The following is a 19,719-nucleotide window of genomic DNA, read 5'->3' as shown; positions in this document are numbered from 1 at the left end:
CGCTGACCGCATAACGGACCGCATAACGCCAGGTGATGCGGTAGCCGGGCTACCCAGCCCGCGCCCCCGCCCCCAGATGCGCGACGAACCAGTCCCGAGCGAGGTCGGCGACCTTCTCCAGGGCCCCCGGTTCCTCGAACAGGTGCGTGGCGCCCGGGACGACTTCGAGGCGGTTCTCGCAGCGCAGCTCCGCCTGCGCCTGCCGGTTGAGGTCGAGCACCAGCGTGTCGTGCCCGCCCACGATGAGCAGCGTGGGCGCGCGTACGTCGCCCAGTCGCGGCCGCGCCAGGTCGGGCCGGCCGCCGCGCGACACGACGGCGCCGACGCCCGTACCCGCGGACGCGTCCGCCGACGCACCGGCGGACGCGGCGGCCCACAGCGCTGCCGCCGCTCCGGTGCTCGCCCCGAAGTAGCCGATCGGGACGGACTCGCGGCGCCGCAGCCAGCGGGTGGCGTCCCCGAGCCGTCCGGCCAGGGTTTCGATGTCGAAGACGTTCGCCCGGTGGGCTTCCTCCGCGGTCGTGAGCAGGTCGAAGAGCAGAGTGCCGAGTCCCGCGCGGTTCAAGGCGGTGGCCACCGACCGGTTGCGCGGGCTGTGGCGGCTGCTGCCCGAGCCGTGCGCGAACATCACGACCGCGTCAGCACCCTCGGGCATGGTGAGATCGCCGGCGAGCAGAACCCCGCCCGCGTCAACCTCGACCTCCTCCGTGACCGGGTGCCCCGCCCGCCCGGCGGCCTGTGCCAGCAGCGCGACGACTTCCTCGTCGGAGGTCTGCGTGAAGTTCTCGTACCACTCGCCCACCGCGCGGAACATGGGCGGTACGGACAGACACACGACGTCGTCCACCTGACTGCTCAGCCGGGCGACGGCATCGGGCGCCGCCACCGGAACGGCCAGTACCACGCGAGCCGCGCCCTGTGCCCGTACGACCTCGCACGCGGCCGCCGCCGTGGCCCCGGTCGCGATCCCGTCGTCGACCACGACGACCGTCCGCCCGTCCAGTGGCAGCCGCGGCCGGTCGCCGCGGAACCGCACCGCCCGCCGTTCGAGCTCCGCCTCCTCGGCGCGTTCGACCGCCGCGACTTCGTCGGGCCCGACCCCGCTGCGGCGGACGATGTCGTCGCTGATGACCCGTGCCCCGCCCTCGCCGATGGCGCCGAAGCCCAGCTCCCGGTGGTACGGGACGCCGAGTTTGCGTACGACGACCACATCCAGGGGGGCACCGAGCGCCCGCGCCACTTCGAAGGCCACCGGAACACCGCCCCGCGGCAGGCCCAGCACAACGGGCTTTTCCCCCTCGAGGTGCCGCACGGCCTGGGCAAGCCGCTGTCCCGCGTCGGCGCGATCGGTGAACAGCACAGTGGTTCACCCCCAAATCAGGGGAGACAGAAACCACGTCCACACTTTCTTCGAAACAACCCCATTTGTCGCTGTCGCGCAAGTCGGCGGAGCCTGGCAGTCGGAGTAACCGCTGTACGGCATACGGATTCAGCCGCGCCGCCCGGGCCTTGAGCCGCACCGGTTGCGGTTCGTGCTTTCGGGAGCCAAGATGGCCATGACCCAATGGTGACTATCGCTCACTCTTCGTGTTCGGGGGTCGTTGCTGCAACGAGGTGAAGCATGTGGGCCTCGCGGTAAGGAGCCACGGCCATGACACTTCCCAGCGGCCGGTATTACGCGGTCGAACTGCACGTATCGGCGGAGCGTGTCTCGCAGATCCGGCGCATTGTTGCCGCACACCTGCGGCACTGGAATCTCGAGCTGCACATCCAGCCGGTGTGCAGGGGTGTCGAGGAACTTCTGACCAATGTCCACCGGCATGTCGGCGACGACAACCGGTGCGTGGTCGAACTGCGCTGGACCGGCAGACATCTCACGGCTTCGGTGGCCGACAACGGCCCCCCGATGCCGCGCCTCGTCTCGGCGGGCGGGGGCGGCCTCGCCGTTGTCGCCCGACTGTGCGACAGCTGGGGAACCTGCGGCACTGCCGACGGCAAGGTCGTGTGGTTCACGCGGCGCGTGGCCGACGCGCGCAACAGCCCGCTGGTGCCGTGCCCGCCCGTTCCGGGCGTGGGCGACGCCAAGGGCCAGCCGGCCCCCGCTCCGGAGCCCGTCACAGCTCCGTCCCCCGCACCGCCCCGCACCCTCCCCCCTACTCCCACCCCTACTCCCACTCCTGTCCCCGTCGGCGTCCCCGTGCTCGCCTAGTCGGGGAAGTCCCCGGACAGCGCGGCGGCCAGTCGCAGATGCGGGGCCGCCTCGCTGTCGCGGCCCTGCCGCTCCAATGTGCGGCCCAGCATCAGCTGCGCGTAGTGCTCGACCGGGTTGCGCTCCACGATGGAGCGCAGCTCGGTCTCCGCTTTGCCCAGCTGGGCGGAGTGGTAGTACGAGCGGGCGAGCAGAAGGCGCGGCGCGAGCTGCTCGGGCACCTCGTCGACCAGGCCGGTGAGGGCGCGGGTGGCTTTGTCGTACTCCTTGGCGTCGAAGAAAAGGTGCGCCCGTGTCCAGCGGTCGGCGGCGGTGCCGTGGCTGTAGTAGGTGTCGTTCATTCCACCATCCCCTTGACCCCACCGGTCCCAAGTGCTGACGGCCCACCCGCGCACAGGAATAGGTTGGCGCCATGAGCAATCTCGAGCGCCAGGCCGTGCCCTCCGTCTGCGGCGGCCGAGGCTTCGTCGTGGCGGAGCCGGTACGTGAACTCCTCACCGCCCGCAAGGTCCAGCTCGGCGAGTCGACCCGGGTACGCAGGCTGCTGCCGAACCTGGGCCGCCGCATGATCGGCGCGTGGTGTTTTGTCGACCACTACGGCCCCGACGACATCGCCGACGAGCCCGGCATGCAGGTCGCGCCGCACCCCCACTTCGGTCTGCAGACCGTCAGCTGGCTCCATGAGGGCGAAGTCCTGCACCGCGACAGCCTGGGCAGCCTCCAGACCATCCGGCCGCGCGAATTGGGCCTGATGACCTCGGGCCGGGCGATCAGCCACTCCGAGGAGAGCCCGAAACCGCACGCGCGCTTTCTGCACGGCGCTCAGCTGTGGGTGGCCCTGCCCGAGGGCCACCGCGACACCGAGCCGCACTTCCAGCACCACGCGGACCTCCCGGCCGTCACCGGGCCCGGTCTCACCGCCACCGTCATCCTCGGATCGCTCGACGGCGCCGCGTCGCCCGGTACGACGTACACGCCGATCGTCGGCGCGGACCTCGCGCTGGCCCGCGGCACCGAGACCCGCCTGCCGCTCGACCCCGACTTCGAGTACGCCGTCCTCTCCATGTCCGGCGAGGCGCACGTCGACGGCGTGCCCGTACTCCCCGGCTCGATGCTCTACCTCGGCTGCGGCCGGACCGACCTCCCACTGCGCGCCGACTCCGACGCGGGCCTGATGCTCCTGGGCGGCGAGCCCTTCGAGGAGGAACTGGTCATGTGGTGGAATTTCGTCGGCCGCTCGCACGAGGAAATCGAGCAGGCCCGGAAGGACTGGATGGAAGGCACCCGCTTCGGCGAGGTCCACGGCTACGCCGGCAGCCGACTGCCCGCTCCCGAACTCCCGCCGGTGGTGCTGAAACCGCGGGGACGGGTGCGCTGAACTGCGGTGACGCGCCCGCTACGACGTGGCCGAGCCTGCCGCGTTCGGCGCCGGGGCGGTGTCCGCTCGGCACGGCCCGGACCGCACCGTGCCGTGACAGGAGCGCGCTAAGCTGCAGGCGCCCCGCGGGGGAAGTCCGGTGGAAGTCCGGCGCTGACCCGCAACGGTAGGCGGAGTGACGAACCTGTACGCAGGTCCGTCCCCGTGAGCCCGATTACCCGCGGCGGTGAAGGCTCCTGACAACTCGCCGTGGACTGCGAGAGGGTGCTGCGCCGGACGCACCGCGTCGGGCTGCTCCCTGGCGCGTGGCACGGCCCGAGGCGAAAGTGATCCGCCCGTGGCCATACCCGTTGAGCACAGCACTGCCGCGCCGCCGCACGCTCCCCGAACGGGCACCGGGCCGGCGCCGCCACGGCGCGTGTCACTGCCACCTCTGCTCGCCGCCCTGTGTGCCGCGTTGGTGCTTTCCGTCGTCTGTGGGGCGGGGATCGGGGCTTCCGGACTCTCCTGGAGCGAGGTGCTGCGCTATCTCTGGGCGGGGCTGGCGGGCGGAGCGATAGCTCCCGACGAGGTGTCGGCGTACACCATCGTCTGGGAACTGCGTTTCCCGCGCGCCCTGCTGGCCGCGGTCGTCGGCGCGGGGCTATCGTTCATCGGTGTCGCCGTGCAGGCCATGGTCCGCAACGCGCTCGCCGACCCGTTCACCCTCGGCATCTCCTCGGGCGCGGCAGTCGGCGCCAACGCCGTCCTGCTCTTCGGCGCGCTGGGCGCGTTCGGCATGTGGGCGCTGTCCACCGCCGCGTTCCTCTCCGCGCTGCTCGCCATGATGCTGGTGTACGCGATCGCCCGCACCGCTCGTGGCCTGACTCCGATGCGGCTGGTCCTCACGGGCAGCGCGATGTATTACGGCTTCTCGGCCGTCACCACGTTCATGGTGTTCGCGGCCGAGCGCGGTGAGGCGGCCCGCTCCGCGATGATGTGGCTGCTCGGCAGCCTCGGCGGGGCCAACTGGGCCTCCCTGCCTATCGCCGGGGGTGCTGTGCTCGCAGGTCTCGTCCATCTCGCGCTGTCGGCGCGCCGGCTGAACGCGCTCGCCATGGGCGACGAGACGGCAGCGGCGCTGGGCGTGGACGCCGGGCGCCTGCGCAAAGAACTGTTCGTGGTCTGCGCGGCCGTCACCGGGGCCGTGGTCGCCGTCAGCGGTGCGATCGGTTTCGTCGGGCTGATGGTTCCCCACGGCGTACGCATGCTGGTCGGCGCCGACCACCGCAGGGTGCTCGCCGTCGCACCGCCGGCGGGCGCGGTCCTCATGATCTGGGTGGACATCCTCTCCCGCGTCGTGATGGCACCCACCGAACTTCCGGTGGGTGTACTGACCGCGGTCATCGGTGTGCCGTGCTTCGTCCTGCTGATGAGCCGGCGCTCGTACACCTTCGGAGGCGCGTGATGCGGATCGACATCGATGACCTGACGGTCGAGATCGCGGGCGCGCGGCTGGTGGAGGACGTCACGCTGAGGGTGGGCGGCGGGCAGCTCGTCGGGCTGGTCGGACCCAACGGCAGCGGCAAGTCCAGCCTGCTGCGCTGCGTCTACCGGGCGTTGCGCCCCACGGCCGGTACGGTCCGGCTCGGCGGGGAGGACCTGCACGCGATGAGCGCGCGCGAAGGCGCCCGCCGGCTGGCCGCGCTTCCCCAGGAGTCGGTCGCCGAGTTCGACTTCACGGTCACCGAGGTCGTGGCGATGGGGCGGCTGCCGCATCAGAGGGGGATGGCCCGCACCACCGCCGAGGACCGGCAGGCGTGCGAGGCCGCGCTGTCGCGGGTGGGCGCCGGGCACCTCGCCGACCGCGGCTTCCTCACGCTCTCGGGCGGGGAGAAGCAGCGGGTCCTCATCGCCCGCGCGCTGGCCCAGCAGCCTCAGGCGCTCGTGCTCGACGAGCCCACCAACCACCTTGACATCGCCCAGCAGTTGGAGTTGCTGTCCCTGGTGCGTGACAGCGGGCTCACCGTGGTCACCGCACTCCACGACCTCAACCTCGCCGCCGTCCACTGCGACCTGCTGTACGTCATCCAGCAGGGTCGGATCGTCGCCTCCGGCGCCCCGTACGACGTGCTCACACCCGAGCTGCTGGCCGAGGTCTTCGGCGTACGGGCGCACCGCGTGGCGCACCCCGGGTCCAAGGCCCTGCACCTGCTCTTCGACCGACTCCCGTCTTCTCGGCCCGCCACTTAAGGAGCCACCGATGCACCCTCTCGTACGCCCCGCCGCTCTCGCGCTCGCCGCTGCTCTGGCTCTCACCGGCTGCGGCGCCGAGGTCACCTCCCGCGACGGCGGAGAAGGCCCGGCCAAGGCGGGTGGCCACTACCCCGTGACCATCGACAACTGCGGTCGGAAGAAGACCTACGCCGCTGCCCCGAAGCGCGTGGTCACCAACGACGTCGGCATCACCGAGCTGATGTTCGCGCTCGGCCTGGAGGACCGCATGGCGGGTTACGTGATGCCCGACGACAAGGGCGATCTCGATTCCGTCCCCTGGAAGGACGCCTACCGGAAGACCACGTGGCTGTCGAAGAAGACGATCAACAAGGAGCTGGTCCTCGACGCCCGCGCCGATCTGGTGTTCGCGGGCTGGAACTACGGCTTCAACGAGGGTGAAGGCTTCACCCCCGCAGAGCTGAAGAGGGTCGGCATCGGCTCGTACCTGCTGACCGAGTCCTGCCGCAACGGGCGGGAGAAGGCACGTGGGGTGATGCCGCCGCTGGAGGCGCTCTACACCGACCTGCGGAATCTGGGGAAGATCTTCGACGTCGGGGACCGCGCCGATGCCCTCATCGCGACGTTCCGGAAGCAGGTGGCCGAAGCGCGGGCGAAGGCCCCGAAGGGAGCCGACCGGCCTCGCGTCTTCCTCTACGACGACGGCCGCGACAAGCCCCTCACCTCCGGCGCGTACGCGGGGCCGCACGACATCATCACCAAGGCGGGCGGAGACCACATCATGAAGGACCTCAAGGACAGCTGGACGACCGTGGGTTGGGAGACCGTCGTCGAGCGGGACCCCGAAGTGGTCGTGATCAACGACTACGGTGACACCAGCGCCGAGGAGAAGAGGAAGTTCTTGAAATCCTACCCACCGCTCGCGGGCGTCTCGGCCATCAAGAACGACCGCATCGTCGTCCTGGACTACGCGGAGCTGGTGGAGAGCCCGCGCAATCCCGCGGCGATCGCCTCTCTGGCCGCGGATCTGCGGAACCTGAATCGGTGACAGCACGACAGGCCGACGGCCGGCGCCCTTCCCGGGCACCGGCCATCGGCTGTCTAGCCGCCGGTGGAGCGGCAGTGGGTGCACACGCCCGTGAGCTCCAGGGTGTGCTCGACTTCGGCGAACCCGGTCGTTCGCGTCACGCCGGCGATCCAGTGCTCGACCATGTCGGTGTCCAGGGGCTGGCCACGGCGACAGCAGCGGCAGATCAGGTAGTGGCGGTGCCCGACGGCCGGCCGGTGCCGGTAGAGCCGTTCCCCCACCTCGTCGCGCACGACGTCGGCGCCGCCGGCCCGCTCCAGACCCTGCAAGGCGCGGTACACGGTGGTGAGCCCGACCGGGACGCCCGACTCGGCCATCGACGCGTGCAGCTGCTGGGCGGACACGAAGTCGGCGCGTTCGGCGAGCGCCTGGACGACAGCGGCACGCTGACGTGTCATACGCTCGCCCACTTTCGCCACTCCCGTCACAACCGATCCCTCACTCCTCCGTTGCGGGGGTGGAGCGCGCGGCCACTCGGGCGAAGACCAGGGCCACGAGGGTCAGCCCGCCCAGCGCCGCGGCCGTGCCCGGGTACCCGCCGAGCGCGAGACCCACGCCGCCGAGGCCCGCGCCCAGGAACACGCCGAAACTCATCCCGGCGGCGTTGAGGCTCAGCGCCGTGCCGCGCAGGGAGCCACAGCGTCGTACCAGCAGCGTGGTGACACAGGCGGCCACCGTCGCGTGACCGGCGCCGATGAGCGCGGTCAGCGGCAGGGCGAGGAACAGCGAGTGGGCGAAGAACACGCCCACCAGGGCCGACAAAGCCACCAGCAGGGCCAGCGTCATCAGCCGCTCACTGGACACCTTCGGCCGCTCGGCGCTCAGCAGCCGCCCGGCGACAAGGTTGCCGAGGAAGAACGAAGTGCCGCTCAGCGTCCAGACGATGGCGAAGGGCCCGGGGGCGAGGCCGAAGCGCTCGTCGTAGAAGGCCGCCAGGTAGGCGAGATACCCCATGAAGGCCGCTGTCCGCAGCATGGCGACGATGAGCAGTGGCACAACCCCGGGGAGGGCGCCCAGCAGCTTGAACGAGGCGAGATAGCCGGGACGCGCCGTCTTCTCCGTGCCTTCTTCGGCGTTGTCCCCAGCCCGCTCGGCACGGCGGCCTCGGAGGAGGAAGAGCACGGCGAGTACTGCGGCGACTGCGGCGATCGCCCACAAGTCGCCCTGCCAGCCCCACAGTACGGCCGGCAGCGCCACAAGAGGGGCGGCCAGGAGAGCCGTGAGTGACTGCGTGGCGGTGATGAGGGTCGCCGCCCGGCCCGCGGCGGCGTCGTTGTCGAAGCGGTCGGCGGCCGCTGCCGTGAGCGCCGGGTTGAGTACGGCCGTACCCGCACCGACGAGCAGGCAGAACGCCGCAAGCAGCAGGAACTCGCCGGTGGCGCCGAGAGCCGCCGAGAGGGCCAGTACGGCGAGTCCGCCCGCGGCCGCCCAGTCCTTGCGTACCCGGTCGATCAGCGGAGCCAGCGCCGTACCCACGGCCAGGGCGGCCAGGCCGCCGAGACCGCGCAGCTGGCCCATGGCCGCGACGCCGCTGTCCGAGGCGTCGGCGATGGGGACGAGGAAGGTGCTGAAGATGGTGAAGGGCACCAGCCCCACGGCCGAGGCGAGCATGAACGGCCACAGGGTGCGGGTCATCCGCAGATCGCTGGGGACGGCTTCGGCCCCTGGGGCCGCGTTCGCTGCTGCGCTCGCTTCCGGGTCCGCCTCCGGGTTCTTGGTCTCGCTGCTCATGCGCCTGCCGCCCGGTACCGGTACAGCGCGGTCTCGTCGGCGCTGAACTGCGAGAAGGGGAACGGCTCGGCGGACAGCGCGGTGACACCGGAGCCCAGGAAGGCGCGGGCGACGGCGCTGCCGGTCTGCGCGTACACGACGAGCGGCAGCTCGTGCTTGCGGCAGTGGTCGACGATGACGTCGAAGCTGCCGTTGCTGAGCGTCATGCCCGTGGCGACCACCGCGTCGGCCTCGGCGAGCACCTGGGCCATGTCGTCGGTGACGGCGTCACCCCACTGAGTGGTGCGCAGGTTGAAGTCGCAGGGCAGGGGTACGCCGCCCTGCTCGCGTATCGCCGCGACGAGCGGGTTGACGACACCGATCAGCGCGACCTTGGCACCGGCGGGGATGTCGAGCAGTCCGGCGACGGCCGCGTCCCGGGCCTGGGCCCGGGTCTCGGGCGTGCCGGTCGGCAGCGTGACCGACTCGGCGGCGGGGGAGCTCCGGTGCGGCTGGACGCGGCCCAGGTAGGCGTCGAGGGCGGCGATGCGTACGGGCGCCGCCTCGTGCCGGATGAGGTGGTCGAGGGTGTGGCCGGAGGCGTCCGCGCAGAAGTCGGGGGCGAGCTCGCCGGCTTCGAAGGAGCAGGCGCCGAAGGCGTCGCCGGACCGCAGCAGCAGGTAGCTGTTGCGGTAGGTGACCTGGCTGCCGGCCAGCCGGGTGGTGTGGTGGAGCCAGAACGCGCTGGTGACGGTCAGCTCCTGGGGCGGCGGTCCGTAGGCACCGTCGAGGACGGCCTGCTGGAGATCGGGCACGGAGTGCGGCTGGAGAGGAGACATGAGGGGTGCTTTCTTCTGAGGCATGGGCTTCTGAGTCATGGCTTCTGGGCCATGGGTGGATACGGGGTGGACAACGGGGTGGGTCAGGGCAGGTCGGCCAGGAGTTCGGACCGGTACGGCAGCCGCGCGAGCGTCGGACGCCCGGCGGGCTGGAAGCACAGCAGCAGCGAGCGGCGGTCCTGGGTGGTCGTGTTGGGCCCCGAGCGGTGCACGATCAGGCCGGGGAACATCAGGACGGAGCCGGCCGGGGCCTCGATGGTCACCGCGCCGCCGACATCGGTCCGCGCGGCGTCGACCAGCAGCCCGGTCGGCTCGGCCCGGTCGCGCGGCGCGGGCCCCGCCAGGTGGCTTCCCGGGACGAGCGTCAAGGCGCCGTTGCCGGCCGTCACATCGTCGAGGCAGATCATCGCGGTGGCGATGTCCCGGGCGTCCGGGCCCGCGCAGCAGTACCAGTACGGGTAGTCCTGGTGCCAGTGGTACGCCGAACCGACGCCCGCCCGCTTGAAGTTGAGCTTCGACGTGAACGGCCCCAGCCGGTCGACGTCCAGCAGCCGGCGCATGGGCCCGGTGAGCCGTTCGTCGGTCCACAGGGCGTCCAGCGCGGGCTCCAGGTGTGTGACCGGCGCGAGGCTGCGCACCGCGGGCGGGCGGGCGTCCGGCTCCCAGTGGACGGTCGTGCCGTCCACTGTTTCCAGCCGGTGCCCGTCCGGCCACACGGTGACCTCGGTCCTGCCCTCCAGGGCGTGCCCGGCCACCCGCGCGAGAGCGGACTCCGCGGCCTCGCTCAGAGCCGCTGTCTCGCCAGGGCTGAACAGCCGCGGAAGCAGTACGTAACCGCGGGTGCGCTCGTCCTCGAAGGACACGGCACGGCACCTTTCGGGTGAGGACGGGCGTGAGGACGGGGACGGGGACGCAGAGGGCTCAGACCGCGCCGGGCACCAGCAGCGGTTCGCCGCGAAGCAGTGCGCTGTCGCTGGGCGGCCAGTCCATCGTCGACCAGGGGTGCCGCAACTCGTGCTGCTCCGTGACCTCGTGGGGGCGCATGGCGCCGAGACCGCGTGCCTGGCCGTGGTGGGCGTAGGCGCTGTCGACGTAACGGTGACCGGTGTCCGCGGCGAGGAAGACGTACGTCCTGGAGTCGTCGCGCTCCCGCTCCCAGAGCGTGGCCAGGTACGCCGCGCCGGCCGAGAGCCCGGCGAAGATGCCGCTGGCGCGCAGGAGTTCGACGGCGCCGGACATGGCGTAGTCGAAGTTCACCCAGTGGATCCGGTCGTACAGCTCGTGGCGGACGTTCTGGAACGGGATGGAGCTGCCGATCCCCGCGATGATCATGTCCGGGTCCAGGACGTGCTCGGCGCCGAAGGTGACGCTGCCGAACGGCTGGACGCCGACGAGCGTCACATCCCGGCCCGCCTCCCGCAGATACGTGGCGATGGCGCCGGTCGACGCGCCGGTGCCGACTCCGCCCACCAGGGCCAGCGGCCCTTCCGGGACCTCCTTGCCGATCAGGTCGGCGACGTCCCGGTAGCCGAGGTAGTGGATGGAGTCGTGGTACTGGCGCATCCAGTGGTAGCCGGGGTTCTCCCGCAGCAGTTCGCCGATCCGTTCCACGCGCAGGTTCTGGTCCAGGCGCAGGTTCTTGGAGGGGCGCACCTGTTCCAGCGTGGCACCCAGGATCTCCAGCTGGACGCGGAGTGTGCGGTCCACCGTCGTCGAGCCGACGATGTGGCACTTCAGGCCGTAGCGGTGGCAGGCGAGGGCCAGCGCGTGGGCGTAGATGCCGCTGGAGCTGTCGATGAGTGTGTCACCGGGTTTGACCTGGCCGGTGTCCAGGAGGTGGCGTACGGCGCCGAGCGCCGAGTAGAGCTTCATCGTCTCGAAGCGCAGACAGACCGCGCCGGGCGGAACGGTCACCACGTCGGGTTCCTTGACCGCTTCCGCTATGTGCTCGTGCATGTCTTTCTCCTCCGAGTCGTCAGGCGGCGTGGTCGCGGCGCAGCTTGAAGAGGTACGCCTGACAGTTGTCGCCCTCCCAGGTCTGGCGGTGCGTGATCTGCGGTGCGAACCCGGCCTCGATGGCGTACTTGACGATGCTCTTCAGCTCCGAGGTGTTGGACACGATCAGATGCACCTCGCCGCCGGGCGCGAGCAGATCGCGGTCGACGATCTGGTCGAAGAAGCGCGCCACGATGTCGATGCCCACGCAGACGTTGCGGACGACCGTCGGGTCGTCGCTGGTCTTCGTGCTCACCGCGGGCGGGTTGAAGGTGATGACGTCCAGCCGGGCCGAGGCGGGGAACTCCTCGAAGAGGTTGGAGACCAGCGGGCGGAAGACCGTGCCCGGGCGGTCGCCGACGATGAGCTCGTAGTGGGCGGCGGCCGTGGCGACGCTGTCCGGGTGGATGTCGGCGGCGTAGATCTCGCGGGCGCCCTTGATGCCCGCGATCACGGCCTCGACACCGAGCCCGGCGCCGATGGCCGCGTAGGACCGCCCCTCCAGCGGGATGGTGCCGTCGAGCAGCCGGTCGTGGACGATGCGACTGGTGTCGCCGGGCTTGAAGACGCCGGGCGGCAGCTGGAACGTCCAGCCGTTGTACGTGTACGTGCGCTGGGTGTGTATGTCGGACTTGGAGCTGTTGATGGCGAGGATCTCGTCCCGGGGCAGCGTGTCGGGCAGCGATGCGAGCAGGGCCCAGGCGTCGGCCTGTGTCGCCGCGGCGCCGGTTGCGGTCGGGTCGCTCATGTGTCCTCCGTGGTCGGGGATGTGAGGGGTTGAAGTCGCGGACGCGTTGTGTCAGGCGCCGGACACGGACGGGGCGGTGGCAAGGCCGGTGGCTGTCAGAGCCGTACCGAGATCCATGGCGCGTACGAGCTGCCGGGTGAGGGTGGCCCGGGGAGCGTCGAGGATCTGCTCGGATGTGCCGGTCTCGACGACGTGACCGCCGTCGATGACGACGATGTGGTGGGCGACGGCGGCGAGCAGCTCCAGGTCGTGGCTGACCCAGAGCAGTGCCGTGCCGTGCTGGTCGCGGAGCCTGGCGAGTTCGGCGAGGACCGCTTCGGTGGCGTCTGCGTCCAGGGCGGTCGTGATCTCGTCGCAGACCAGCACGTCCGGGGCGGCGAGTACGGCGCGGGCGAGCGCCGCGCGTTGCAGTTCGCCGCCGGACAGGCCGCCGGGGCGCCGCTCGACGGTGGCCGCGTCCAGTCCGAGCCGGCCCAGCAGATCCAGTGCCTCGCGCCGCGCCTCCCCGGCGTCCAGGCCCCGCAACCGTACGGCGGTACGGGCGACCTGCTCGGCCACCGGGCGCCGTTCGTCGAAGGAGCTGCGTACCTCCTGCCAGACGTACTGCACGCGACGCTTCTGCTGCGGGGTGCGCCGGCGCAGGACCGGCAGGGGAGTGCCGTCGAGGAGGACTTGGCCGACGTGGCGTTCGTGGAGTCCGGCGACGCAGCGCGCAAGGGTGGTCTTGCCGCTCCCGGACAGGCCGGCCACGCCGACGCACGCCCCGGCGGCCAGTTGGAGGCCGACCCCGTGCAGCACCGGGCCGCGTCCTCGGCTGTGGAGGTGGGCGGAGAGGTTCTGTACGTCAAGTACCGGGGGCCGGTCGTCCGGGCCGGTGGGCGTGTGCCGTGCGGCGGTCACCCGGCGGCGGGCCGGCAGGGCGTCGGCCGGACCGCCCTGTGCGGTCACGCGTCCGTGGCGCAGCACGACCACGTGGTCGGCGAGGGCGCGCACCAGGTCGTGGTCGTGGCTGAGCAGGAGGATCGCCAGGCCGGAGCGGGCGAGTGCGGCCAGCTCCCCGGCCAGCCGCATCCTGGTCACCGTGTCGAGCCCGGTGCTGGGCTCGTCGAGCACGAGGACCCGTGGCCGGCACACCAGGGTCTGGGCGAGCGCGACGCGCTGGCGCTGTCCGCCGGAGAACTGGTGCGGGAAGCGCCGCTCGGTGTCCCGCCCGGCGGGCAGTTGCGCGGCCCGGAGCGCTTCGGCGGCAAGGGCCCGAGCCGGGTCGGCCGGGTGGTGCAGCCGGGCGAGTTCGGCGTGGACGGCGCCGGTGCGGCGGGCCGGGTTGAGGGCGCTGCCCGGATGCTGGGGCATGTACGCGACCAGGCGCCCGCGCAGTCCGGTGGCCGCCTCCTTCGTGATCCCGTCCCCGTCCACGACCGTGACGGACCCGGCCTCCACCCGCCCGCTGAGGTGCACCCCGGCGCCGCACTCGCCGAGGAGCGCCAGAGCGGCCGTGGTCTTGCCGCTGCCGGAGGGGCCGACGAGCGCGGTGACGCGGCCCTCGTACAGGTCGAAGTCGACCGCGTCGAGGAGCACGGTGTCCCCGGCCCGCGCGGTGAGCCCGCGCACCGTGACGAGGGGTGTCTCCGAAGGTGTCTCCGAAGGTGCATTCGAGGTCATCGCACGGCCTCCTGCGTACGGCGGGTGCGGGCCAGCAGGCCGTCGGCGAGCAGGTTGAGCCCCACGGTGAACATGACGAGCATCGCGGCGGGCGCCAGCACGGCCCACGGCTGGAGCAGCAGCGCCTCGCGGCTGCGGGAGATGCTCACCGCCCAGTCGGGCGCGGTCGGGTCCAGGCCGAGGCCGAGGAAGTTCGCCGAGCCGACGAGGAAGACAGCGAGGGTGATGCGGGTGCCGATGTCGGCGGCGACGGGGGAGAGCACCGAGCGTGCCACGTGGTCGAGTTGGATACGGGCCCGGGACTCGCCCTGCACGCGCAGCGCTTCGGTGACGGGGCCGCTCGCCGCGTCCAGGGCGGCGGCCCGCACCAGGCGTGCCACGGGCGGGACGTTGACGGCCGCGACGGCGAGAGCGATGGCGGCGGGGGAGCCGCGCCAGCCCACCGCCACCACGCTGATCACCAACAGGGTGGGCAGCGGGAGCAGCACGTCGAGGGGGCGGATCAGCAGCTCGTCGGCCCAGCGGCGCCGGGCGGAGGCCGCCAGCAGGCCCACGGCCCCGCCCACCAGGTAGGCGACCGCGACCGCGCCGAGCGCCATGCCGAGCGCGCTGCGCCCACCGTGCAGGAGCAGGGCCAGTACGTCGCGCCCCAACCCGTCGGTGCCGAGAAGGTGTGGGCCGCCACCGGCCGCGTACGGGGCGAACACGCCCGGACGGGCGGGCTCGGCGAACCATGGGCCCAGCAGCGCGAGGCCCAGCGGCAGCGCGAGCAGCGCCACGCCGACCGGCGCTGTCGGCAGGTTCACACGCTTCACCGGAGCACCTCCGTCCGTGGTACGAGTCGATGGCAGACGAGATCGGCCGCCAGGCTGAACAGCAGGGCCGCCGCGGCGACCACCAGGGCCAGGCCCTGCACCGTGGGTACGTCCCGCGCCTCCACCGCGTTGACGAGGGCGGTAGCCACGCCGGGGATCGCGAAGACCGCCTCGACGATCAGGACGCCGCCGACCAGGTTGTCGCCCACGCGGGCCAGTTCCTGGATGCCGGGCACCGCCGCGTTGGGCAGGACGTGGCGCAGCAGCAGGGTCCGGCGCGGCACACCCAGGCGCCGCGCCTGGGTGACGTACTCGGCCTTGAGGACCGTCACCATGCCGGCCCGTACCTGACGGGACAGCAGGCAGATCATCCGCGCCGCCACCACCCCGACCGGCAGGACCAGCAGCGCGGGCTGCCCGAGCAGGTCGGCCGCGCCCACCCCGACCCACGTCGCGGGCAGCCAGCCGAGCCGCAGCGACAGACCGGCCACGAGCAGCAGCGCCAGGACGAAGTCGGGTACGGCGTTCAGCGCGAGCGTCACGGAGGTGACCGACCGGTCCAGGCGGCCGCCCTCGCGCAGGCCGGAGACGATGCCGAGCAGCACCGCGAGGGGGACGACCACCACCAGGGTCACCGCGGCGAGCACCAGCGTGATGCCGGCCGACCCGGCCAGGATGTCCAGCACCGGGCCGCCGCTGACCAGCGACGTGCCGAGGTCACCGGTGAGTACGCCCCCGGCCCAGTCCGTGAAGCGTTCCAGGGGCGGGCGGTCCAGCTGGAGCTGCTCGCGCAGCGCCGCCACCTGCTCGGGTGTGGCGTCCTCGTTGTTGCGGACGTCCGCCGCGTCGCCGGGCAGCAGCGACGTCAGCAGGAACACCAGCACCGTGAGCAGGGCGAGTTGTACGGCTCCGAGGGCGAGGCGTTGCAGGGCGTACCCACGCATCGTCAGGCCAGCCACACCTTGTCGAAGCGGGCTGAGTCGAGGGTGTTGGGCGGAGCCTCCTCGACGCCGCGTACGCGGGAGGAGACCGCGTTCAGCCAGTCCGGGTGGCCCCACATCAGCAGCCCGCCCTCGTCGTGGACGGTGCGCTGGAGGTCCCCGTACAGCCGGGTGCGCTCTCCCTCGTCGGTCGTGGACTGCGCCTTGGCGAAGGCCGTGTCGAAGTCCTTGCGGCGCCACCCGGACGCGTTGAAGGCCGACTTGGTCAGCAGCCGGTCGTTGAGGTACGTCGGGATCGTCATCGCGCCCGAACGGTGGCTGCCCATCACGCCCTTGGTCAGCTGGTCCTTGAAGTACGTCTCCGAGGAACCGGTGGTGACCTTGATCCGCAGGCCCGCGTCGGACGCCTGCTCGGCGAAGAGGGTCGCCGCCTCCACGAAGCCGGTGGCCACGGAGGAGGTGTAGATGGAGATCGTCTTGTTGAGCACCCCGGCCTCCTTCAGCAGGGCGCGCGCCTCGGCGACGTCGCGCTTCCGCTGCGGGATGTCCTCGGGGTAGTACTGGTAGCCCTTGCCGAACATGTCGTTGCCGACGACGCCCTGGCCGGCCAGGACGACCTCGACCAGCTTCTCGCGGTCGGCGAGCAGCTTGAACGCCAGGGTGACATCGGGGTTGTCGAAGGGTTCCTGGTCGCACTTCATGACGATGGCGTGGGCCGTGCTGCCCTTGGCGGCGACGATCCGTACGGACTTGTCGGCGGCGGCGGTACGGGCGAAGGTCGGCGTCATCTCGTAGCCGTACTCCGCCTCACCTCCCCGCAGGGCGTTGCCGCGCGCGTCGGCGTCGGCGGACAGGATGCGCAGCTCGTCGACGTACGCCCCGCCGTCCCAGTGGTCGTCGAACCGCTCGGCGACGAACGACCGGCCGGCCTGGAACGACTTCAGCCGGAACGCCCCGGTGCCGACGGGCTCGGCCGGGTCGCTGTAGCGGGCACTGACGATGGCGGTGCCCAGCGTGCCGAGCAGCGCGGGCAGTTCGGCGCTGGGTCTCTTGAGGGCGATCTCTACGGTGTTCTTGCCGACGCCCCGGCTCTTCTTCAGGTCGATGACCGACAGCAGGCCCTGCGCGAAGTGGTTGGTCGCCTTGGGGTCGAGGATGCGGCCGAAGCTGAACAGCACGTCTTCGGGCGTGAGCTTCTTCCCGTCGTGGAAGAGCGCCTCCCGGAGGGTGAAGCGCCACAGGGTGGCGTCGGCGTTGGCCTCCCACTTCTGGGCGAGCCGGGGCACCGGCGCCATGTCGGCGTCCAGGTCCACGAGCCGGTCGAACAGGGCCTTGGTGCGCGCCATGTCGATGGCGAGGGCCTCGGCGTGCGGGTCGATGGTCTCCTGCTCGCCGCCGCCCGTGAACAGGGCGCGGAACTGGCCGCCGCGCCTGGGCGCCGCCTTCCCGTCGGCCGCGGGGCTGCTCCCGGCGCCGGTTCCACAACCGGTGAGTGCCAGGGCTCCGGCTGTACCGGCGGCACCGGCCAGGGCGAGGAACTCTCGGCGGTTCCGGAATATCGACATGCTGCTCCCAGATCACTTGGCGTGGACGACGCGCACGGAACTCCCGGGGGCAGAAAGCGCAACCGGGCCGTGGCGCCGAAAGCTTTACTTAAATGAAAATGATTGTCAATGCAGTCTGATGTTTCGTGGGACGACATCGCCCCGGTCCGATCGGCGCTCGTCGGCGGGAACCAGCGCCCTCCTCCTTCCGACTCCTGTCGGAAGCCGGAGAACGAAGGAGGTGGGATGGACGGTCTCGATGTGCGGATGCGTGGCGTCGACTGCCGGCACGGGCGGGTGGATGCCGTACGGGGTGTGGATCTCGACGTCCCGGCGGGTGAACGCCTGGCGCTGACCGGCACCAACGGATCGGGCAAGACCACGCTGCTGCGGGCGGTGCTTGGCCTGCACCGGCAGGCGGCCGGTGAGATCCGGATCGGAGGCCGGACGACCGGGTCGGCGGCCGAGTGGGCGTGGCGGCGGCGGGCGTGCGCGTGGATTCCACAGAAACCGGCGGCCGGGCGGTTCCCCCTGCTGGGCGGGGAACTGCTGGCGAGCAGCGGCGCGCCCGAGGAGGCCGTCGAAGCGGCGGCGAAACTCGGTGTCGGGCACCTCGTCGGCCGGGCACTGCACACGCTCTCCGGGGGCCAGTTGCAGCGCATGTACCTGGCCCGGGCGGTCGGCTGTGTCGCGGCGGGAGCTGGTGTGCTGCTGGCCGACGAGCCCACCGCCGCCCTCGACTTCTCCGGGCAGGAGGAGGCGACCGACGTCCTGCTGTCGCTGCCGGTCACCCTGATCGTGGTCACGCACGACCGGGCGCTGGCCGCCCGCTGCGAGCGGGTGCTGGAGATGGCCGCCGGGCAGCTCCGGGAGGTCGCATGACGCTCGCGGCCGATCTCGGCCAGCTTCTGCAGCTCCTGCCGGTGCAGCGGGCGGGGATCACGCTGCTGCTGGCGGCCGTCGGGCTACCCGTCGTGGGTGTGGTGATCGTGGGGCTGGACATCATGCCCGTCCGGTTCGCCATGATGCACGTGGCTCTGCTGGGCATCGCGATCGGCATGCTGACCGGACTCGACCCCATGCTGTGCGCGCTGCTGGCGTGTGCGCTCGCGGGCGCCGGTGTCGCCCCACTGGCCCGTACACCGGACGGCCTGTCCGGGGCGATGGGGCTGCTGATGAGCCTGGCCATCGCGGCGGCCCTCCTGTTGCTGGCCGTCTCGGGCGTCAACGCCTCGGGGGCGTTCGCGCTGCTGTGGGGCTCGATCCTGTCGGTGGGCACCCCGGACCTGGTGGTCGTCGGAGCTCTCGCCGTCGCCGTGCCCGCGCTGTTCTGGTGGCGGCGTCGCGACCTCGCGCTGCTGCTGTACGACCGCGAACTCGCCCTGTCGTCCGGCGTACCGGTGCAGCGACTGACCCTGCTGCTGCTCGTACTGGTCGCGGTGGCGGTCGCCGGCGCGATCAAACTGACCGGCGCGCTGCTCGTCGACGCCCTGACCCTGCTGCCCGCCCTCGCCGCGCGCCGGCTCGGTACGTCGCTGACGTCGATCACCGTCTGGGCCGTCGGTATCGGCGTCGTGGTCAACCTGACCGGTTTCCTCGTCGCCCTCACCCTGGACCTGCCTCCCGGGCCGGTCCTCGTCCTGACGGCGGGGGCCGTGGTCCTCGCCGTCCATCTCGTACCCGAACGGAGAATCAGCTCATGGCGCGCACCCGCGTCCGTATCATCCACCGCATCGTCACCTCCCTCGCACTGACCGCCGGGCTCGCCCTGACGGCCGCCTGCGGTACGTCGGACGGCTCGTCGTCCGGGGAAAAGTCCGGCGGGAAGCACGGGCGCGACGGGGCGCCGGTGGTCGTGGCCACCACGACCTGGGAAGGGGCGTTCGCGAAGGCGGCGGGCGCGAAGGACGTGAAGGTGATCGTGCCGCAGTCCGTGCACCACGCGCCCGACTACGATCCCAAGCCGTCGGACCTGGCGGCGGTGGCCGAGGCCGACTTCGTGTTGTACGCGCCGTTCGAGCCGTACGCGGAAAAGATCAAGGAAGCGGCGGGTTCCGAAGCGGAGCTCGTCGAGGTGGCTCTCGACAACGACGCCGACAAGGTGACCGCCGAAGTGGCGCGGCTGGGTGAGAAGTTCGGCACCCAGGACGCCGCAGCGAAGTGGAAGGCGTCGTTCGGTACGGAGTACGCCGAGCTCCAGGCGGATCTGAAGGCCGCCTGGCCCGGTGGAAAGGCCCCGGCCGTGGTGACCCAGGTCTTCACCGCGTGGTCGGCGAAGATGGCCGGCGCGAACGTCGTGGGGACGTACGGTCCGGAGGCCGTGACCGCCAAGCAGCTCGCCGAACTCTCGGCGAAGAATCCCGCCCTGGTGCTGGACAACGCGCACATGTCGACCGGGGTGGCGCTGCCGGACGCGGGTGTGAAACAGGTGAAGGTCGTCAACTACCCGGGCGAGGAGCTGGATCTGCTGCCGGTGTACCGGAACGCCGCCACCGCGGTGAAGCAGGCCATGACCGGTTGATCAGCGGTGCGATGGGGGGTGCGGGACCGCCTCGCGGCCCCGCACCCCCCATCGCC

20 protein-coding genes and 1 riboswitch are annotated in these 19,719 nt (G+C 71.6%); of the genes, 8 read left to right on the top strand and 12 right to left on the bottom strand.

Annotation, left to right across the window (positions count from 1 at the left end; genetic code table 11):
- Positions 1 to 49: 49 nt before the first annotated feature.
- On the bottom strand, positions 50 to 1,360 hold the full coding sequence (locus tag J7E91_RS06475) for a phosphoribosyltransferase family protein (RefSeq protein ID WP_214899862.1): 1,311 nt from the start codon (positions 1,358 to 1,360) through the stop codon (positions 50 to 52).
- Between the two features lie 291 nt (positions 1,361 to 1,651).
- Here J7E91_RS06475 and J7E91_RS06470 point away from each other — a divergent pair, with 291 nt between their 5' ends.
- On the top strand, positions 1,652 to 2,209 hold the full coding sequence (locus J7E91_RS06470; protein ID WP_214899861.1) for an ATP-binding protein: 558 nt from the start codon (positions 1,652 to 1,654) through the stop codon (positions 2,207 to 2,209).
- Here the strand turns inward: J7E91_RS06470 and J7E91_RS06465 are convergent.
- Entirely contained in the window at positions 2,206 to 2,550 is a 345-nt protein-coding gene (locus tag J7E91_RS06465; RefSeq protein WP_214899860.1) for a M48 family metallopeptidase, read from the bottom strand. The genes J7E91_RS06470 and J7E91_RS06465 overlap by 4 nt on opposite strands.
- A 71-nt stretch (positions 2,551 to 2,621) precedes the next feature.
- Here J7E91_RS06465 and J7E91_RS06460 point away from each other — a divergent pair, with 71 nt between their 5' ends.
- The 4 genes from J7E91_RS06460 to J7E91_RS06445 all read left to right on the top strand — a co-directional run bounded on the left by J7E91_RS06460 (position 2,622) and on the right by J7E91_RS06445 (position 6,849).
- Positions 2,622 to 3,587: a pirin family protein gene (locus tag J7E91_RS06460; RefSeq protein WP_214899859.1), complete on the top strand. Its 966-nt coding sequence runs from the start codon at positions 2,622 to 2,624 to the stop codon at positions 3,585 to 3,587.
- 128 nt (positions 3,588 to 3,715) lie between these two features.
- A riboswitch (cobalamin riboswitch) is annotated at positions 3,716 to 3,807 on the top strand.
- Between the two features lie 117 nt (positions 3,808 to 3,924).
- Entirely contained in the window at positions 3,925 to 5,034 is a 1,110-nt protein-coding gene (locus J7E91_RS06455) for an iron ABC transporter permease (protein ID WP_214899858.1), read from the top strand.
- The gene (locus J7E91_RS06450) at positions 5,034 to 5,819 is read left to right on the top strand and encodes an ABC transporter ATP-binding protein (RefSeq protein ID WP_214899857.1); all 786 of its coding nucleotides are present in this window, start codon (positions 5,034 to 5,036) and stop codon (positions 5,817 to 5,819) included. Before J7E91_RS06455 ends, J7E91_RS06450 begins: the two co-directional genes overlap by 1 nt.
- A 10-nt stretch (positions 5,820 to 5,829) precedes the next feature.
- A complete protein-coding gene (locus tag J7E91_RS06445) occupies positions 5,830 to 6,849 on the top strand; it encodes an ABC transporter substrate-binding protein (RefSeq protein WP_214899855.1) in 1,020 nt (339 codons plus the stop codon).
- A 53-nt stretch (positions 6,850 to 6,902) separates the two neighbouring features.
- Here J7E91_RS06445 and J7E91_RS06440 read toward each other — a convergent pair whose 3' ends face one another.
- From J7E91_RS06440 to J7E91_RS06395, 10 genes are all read right to left on the bottom strand, one after another.
- The gene (locus tag J7E91_RS06440) at positions 6,903 to 7,286 is read right to left on the bottom strand and encodes a Fur family transcriptional regulator (protein ID WP_214899853.1); all 384 of its coding nucleotides are present in this window, start codon (positions 7,284 to 7,286) and stop codon (positions 6,903 to 6,905) included.
- A gap of 40 nt (positions 7,287 to 7,326) precedes the next feature.
- Positions 7,327 to 8,619 carry an MFS transporter gene (locus J7E91_RS06435; RefSeq protein WP_214899851.1) on the bottom strand — a complete coding sequence of 431 codons (1,293 nt, stop codon included), beginning with the start codon at positions 8,617 to 8,619 and terminating at the stop codon, positions 7,327 to 7,329.
- The gene (locus J7E91_RS06430) at positions 8,616 to 9,437 is read right to left on the bottom strand and encodes a Rossmann-like domain-containing protein (protein ID WP_214899850.1); all 822 of its coding nucleotides are present in this window, start codon (positions 9,435 to 9,437) and stop codon (positions 8,616 to 8,618) included. Before J7E91_RS06430 ends, J7E91_RS06435 begins: the two co-directional genes overlap by 4 nt.
- 83 nt (positions 9,438 to 9,520) lie before the next feature.
- Entirely contained in the window at positions 9,521 to 10,300 is a 780-nt protein-coding gene (locus J7E91_RS06425; protein ID WP_214899849.1) for a phytanoyl-CoA dioxygenase family protein, read from the bottom strand.
- Between the two features lie 58 nt (positions 10,301 to 10,358).
- Positions 10,359 to 11,393, bottom strand: a complete 1,035-nt coding sequence (locus tag J7E91_RS06420; protein ID WP_214899848.1) for a pyridoxal-phosphate dependent enzyme — start codon at positions 11,391 to 11,393, stop codon at positions 10,359 to 10,361.
- 19 nt (positions 11,394 to 11,412) lie between these two features.
- Positions 11,413 to 12,180 (bottom strand): methyltransferase, encoded by a 768-nt coding sequence (locus J7E91_RS06415; RefSeq protein ID WP_214899847.1) that lies wholly within the window; start codon positions 12,178 to 12,180, stop codon positions 11,413 to 11,415.
- 51 nt (positions 12,181 to 12,231) lie between these two features.
- The gene (locus J7E91_RS06410; RefSeq protein WP_214899845.1) at positions 12,232 to 13,842 is read right to left on the bottom strand and encodes an ABC transporter ATP-binding protein; all 1,611 of its coding nucleotides are present in this window, start codon (positions 13,840 to 13,842) and stop codon (positions 12,232 to 12,234) included.
- Complete coding sequence (locus J7E91_RS06405) at positions 13,839 to 14,657, bottom strand: ABC transporter permease (protein WP_214899843.1); 819 nt, start codon at positions 14,655 to 14,657, stop codon at positions 13,839 to 13,841. The genes J7E91_RS06410 and J7E91_RS06405 overlap by 4 nt, the downstream gene beginning before the upstream one ends.
- Positions 14,654 to 15,601, bottom strand: a complete 948-nt coding sequence (locus tag J7E91_RS06400) for an ABC transporter permease (RefSeq protein ID WP_214899842.1) — start codon at positions 15,599 to 15,601, stop codon at positions 14,654 to 14,656. Before J7E91_RS06400 ends, J7E91_RS06405 begins: the two co-directional genes overlap by 4 nt.
- Before the next feature lie 2 nt (positions 15,602 to 15,603).
- Positions 15,604 to 17,163 carry an ABC transporter substrate-binding protein gene (locus J7E91_RS06395; RefSeq protein ID WP_214899841.1) on the bottom strand — a complete coding sequence of 520 codons (1,560 nt, stop codon included), beginning with the start codon at positions 17,161 to 17,163 and terminating at the stop codon, positions 15,604 to 15,606.
- A 225-nt stretch (positions 17,164 to 17,388) separates the two neighbouring features.
- Here J7E91_RS06395 and J7E91_RS06390 point away from each other — a divergent pair, with 225 nt between their 5' ends.
- Genes J7E91_RS06390 through J7E91_RS06380 form a run of 3 tightly spaced genes read left to right on the top strand, consistent with a single transcriptional unit; the run spans position 17,389 to position 19,663 of the window.
- Positions 17,389 to 18,024 (top strand): ABC transporter ATP-binding protein, encoded by a 636-nt coding sequence (locus J7E91_RS06390; RefSeq protein WP_214899840.1) that lies wholly within the window; start codon positions 17,389 to 17,391, stop codon positions 18,022 to 18,024.
- Positions 18,021 to 18,896 (top strand): metal ABC transporter permease, encoded by an 876-nt coding sequence (locus J7E91_RS06385; protein ID WP_214899839.1) that lies wholly within the window; start codon positions 18,021 to 18,023, stop codon positions 18,894 to 18,896. The genes J7E91_RS06390 and J7E91_RS06385 overlap by 4 nt, the downstream gene beginning before the upstream one ends.
- Positions 18,842 to 19,663, top strand: coding sequence for a metal ABC transporter substrate-binding protein (locus J7E91_RS06380; protein WP_214899838.1), 822 nt, complete (start codon positions 18,842 to 18,844; stop codon positions 19,661 to 19,663). Before J7E91_RS06385 ends, J7E91_RS06380 begins: the two co-directional genes overlap by 55 nt.
- Positions 19,664 to 19,719 lie beyond the last annotated feature (56 nt).

This window comes from Streptomyces sp. ISL-99, assembly GCF_018614005.1.
Taxonomy (GTDB): Bacteria; Actinomycetota; Actinomycetes; order Streptomycetales; family Streptomycetaceae; genus Streptomyces; species Streptomyces flavidovirens.
The sequence above is the reverse complement of the archived record's forward strand: the minus strand, read 5'-3'. Positions and strand labels throughout refer to the sequence as shown.

What these genes read in the sequence shown, in the direction of transcription:
- J7E91_RS06380 (WP_214899838.1), top strand. Translation starts at nt 18,842, where the DNA reads ATGGCGCGCACCCGCGTCCGTATCATCCACCGCATCGTCACCTCCCTC.
- J7E91_RS06430 (WP_214899850.1), bottom strand. Translation starts at nt 9,437, where the DNA reads ATGTCTCCTCTCCAGCCGCACTCCGTGCCCGATCTCCAGCAGGCCGTC.
- J7E91_RS06450 (WP_214899857.1), top strand. Translation starts at nt 5,034, where the DNA reads ATGCGGATCGACATCGATGACCTGACGGTCGAGATCGCGGGCGCGCGG.
- J7E91_RS06415 (WP_214899847.1), bottom strand. Translation starts at nt 12,180, where the DNA reads ATGAGCGACCCGACCGCAACCGGCGCCGCGGCGACACAGGCCGACGCC.
- J7E91_RS06400 (WP_214899842.1), bottom strand. Translation starts at nt 15,601, where the DNA reads ATGCGTGGGTACGCCCTGCAACGCCTCGCCCTCGGAGCCGTACAACTC.
- J7E91_RS06390 (WP_214899840.1), top strand. Translation starts at nt 17,389, where the DNA reads ATGGACGGTCTCGATGTGCGGATGCGTGGCGTCGACTGCCGGCACGGG.
- J7E91_RS06440 (WP_214899853.1), bottom strand. Translation starts at nt 7,286, where the DNA reads ATGACACGTCAGCGTGCCGCTGTCGTCCAGGCGCTCGCCGAACGCGCC.
- J7E91_RS06435 (WP_214899851.1), bottom strand. Translation starts at nt 8,619, where the DNA reads ATGAGCAGCGAGACCAAGAACCCGGAGGCGGACCCGGAAGCGAGCGCA.
- J7E91_RS06385 (WP_214899839.1), top strand. Translation starts at nt 18,021, where the DNA reads ATGACGCTCGCGGCCGATCTCGGCCAGCTTCTGCAGCTCCTGCCGGTG.
- J7E91_RS06410 (WP_214899845.1), bottom strand. Translation starts at nt 13,842, where the DNA reads ATGACCTCGAATGCACCTTCGGAGACACCTTCGGAGACACCCCTCGTC.
- J7E91_RS06465 (WP_214899860.1), bottom strand. Translation starts at nt 2,550, where the DNA reads ATGAACGACACCTACTACAGCCACGGCACCGCCGCCGACCGCTGGACA.
- J7E91_RS06460 (WP_214899859.1), top strand. Translation starts at nt 2,622, where the DNA reads ATGAGCAATCTCGAGCGCCAGGCCGTGCCCTCCGTCTGCGGCGGCCGA.
- J7E91_RS06445 (WP_214899855.1), top strand. Translation starts at nt 5,830, where the DNA reads ATGCACCCTCTCGTACGCCCCGCCGCTCTCGCGCTCGCCGCTGCTCTG.
- J7E91_RS06420 (WP_214899848.1), bottom strand. Translation starts at nt 11,393, where the DNA reads ATGCACGAGCACATAGCGGAAGCGGTCAAGGAACCCGACGTGGTGACC.
- J7E91_RS06395 (WP_214899841.1), bottom strand. Translation starts at nt 17,163, where the DNA reads ATGTCGATATTCCGGAACCGCCGAGAGTTCCTCGCCCTGGCCGGTGCC.
- J7E91_RS06470 (WP_214899861.1), top strand. Translation starts at nt 1,652, where the DNA reads ATGACACTTCCCAGCGGCCGGTATTACGCGGTCGAACTGCACGTATCG.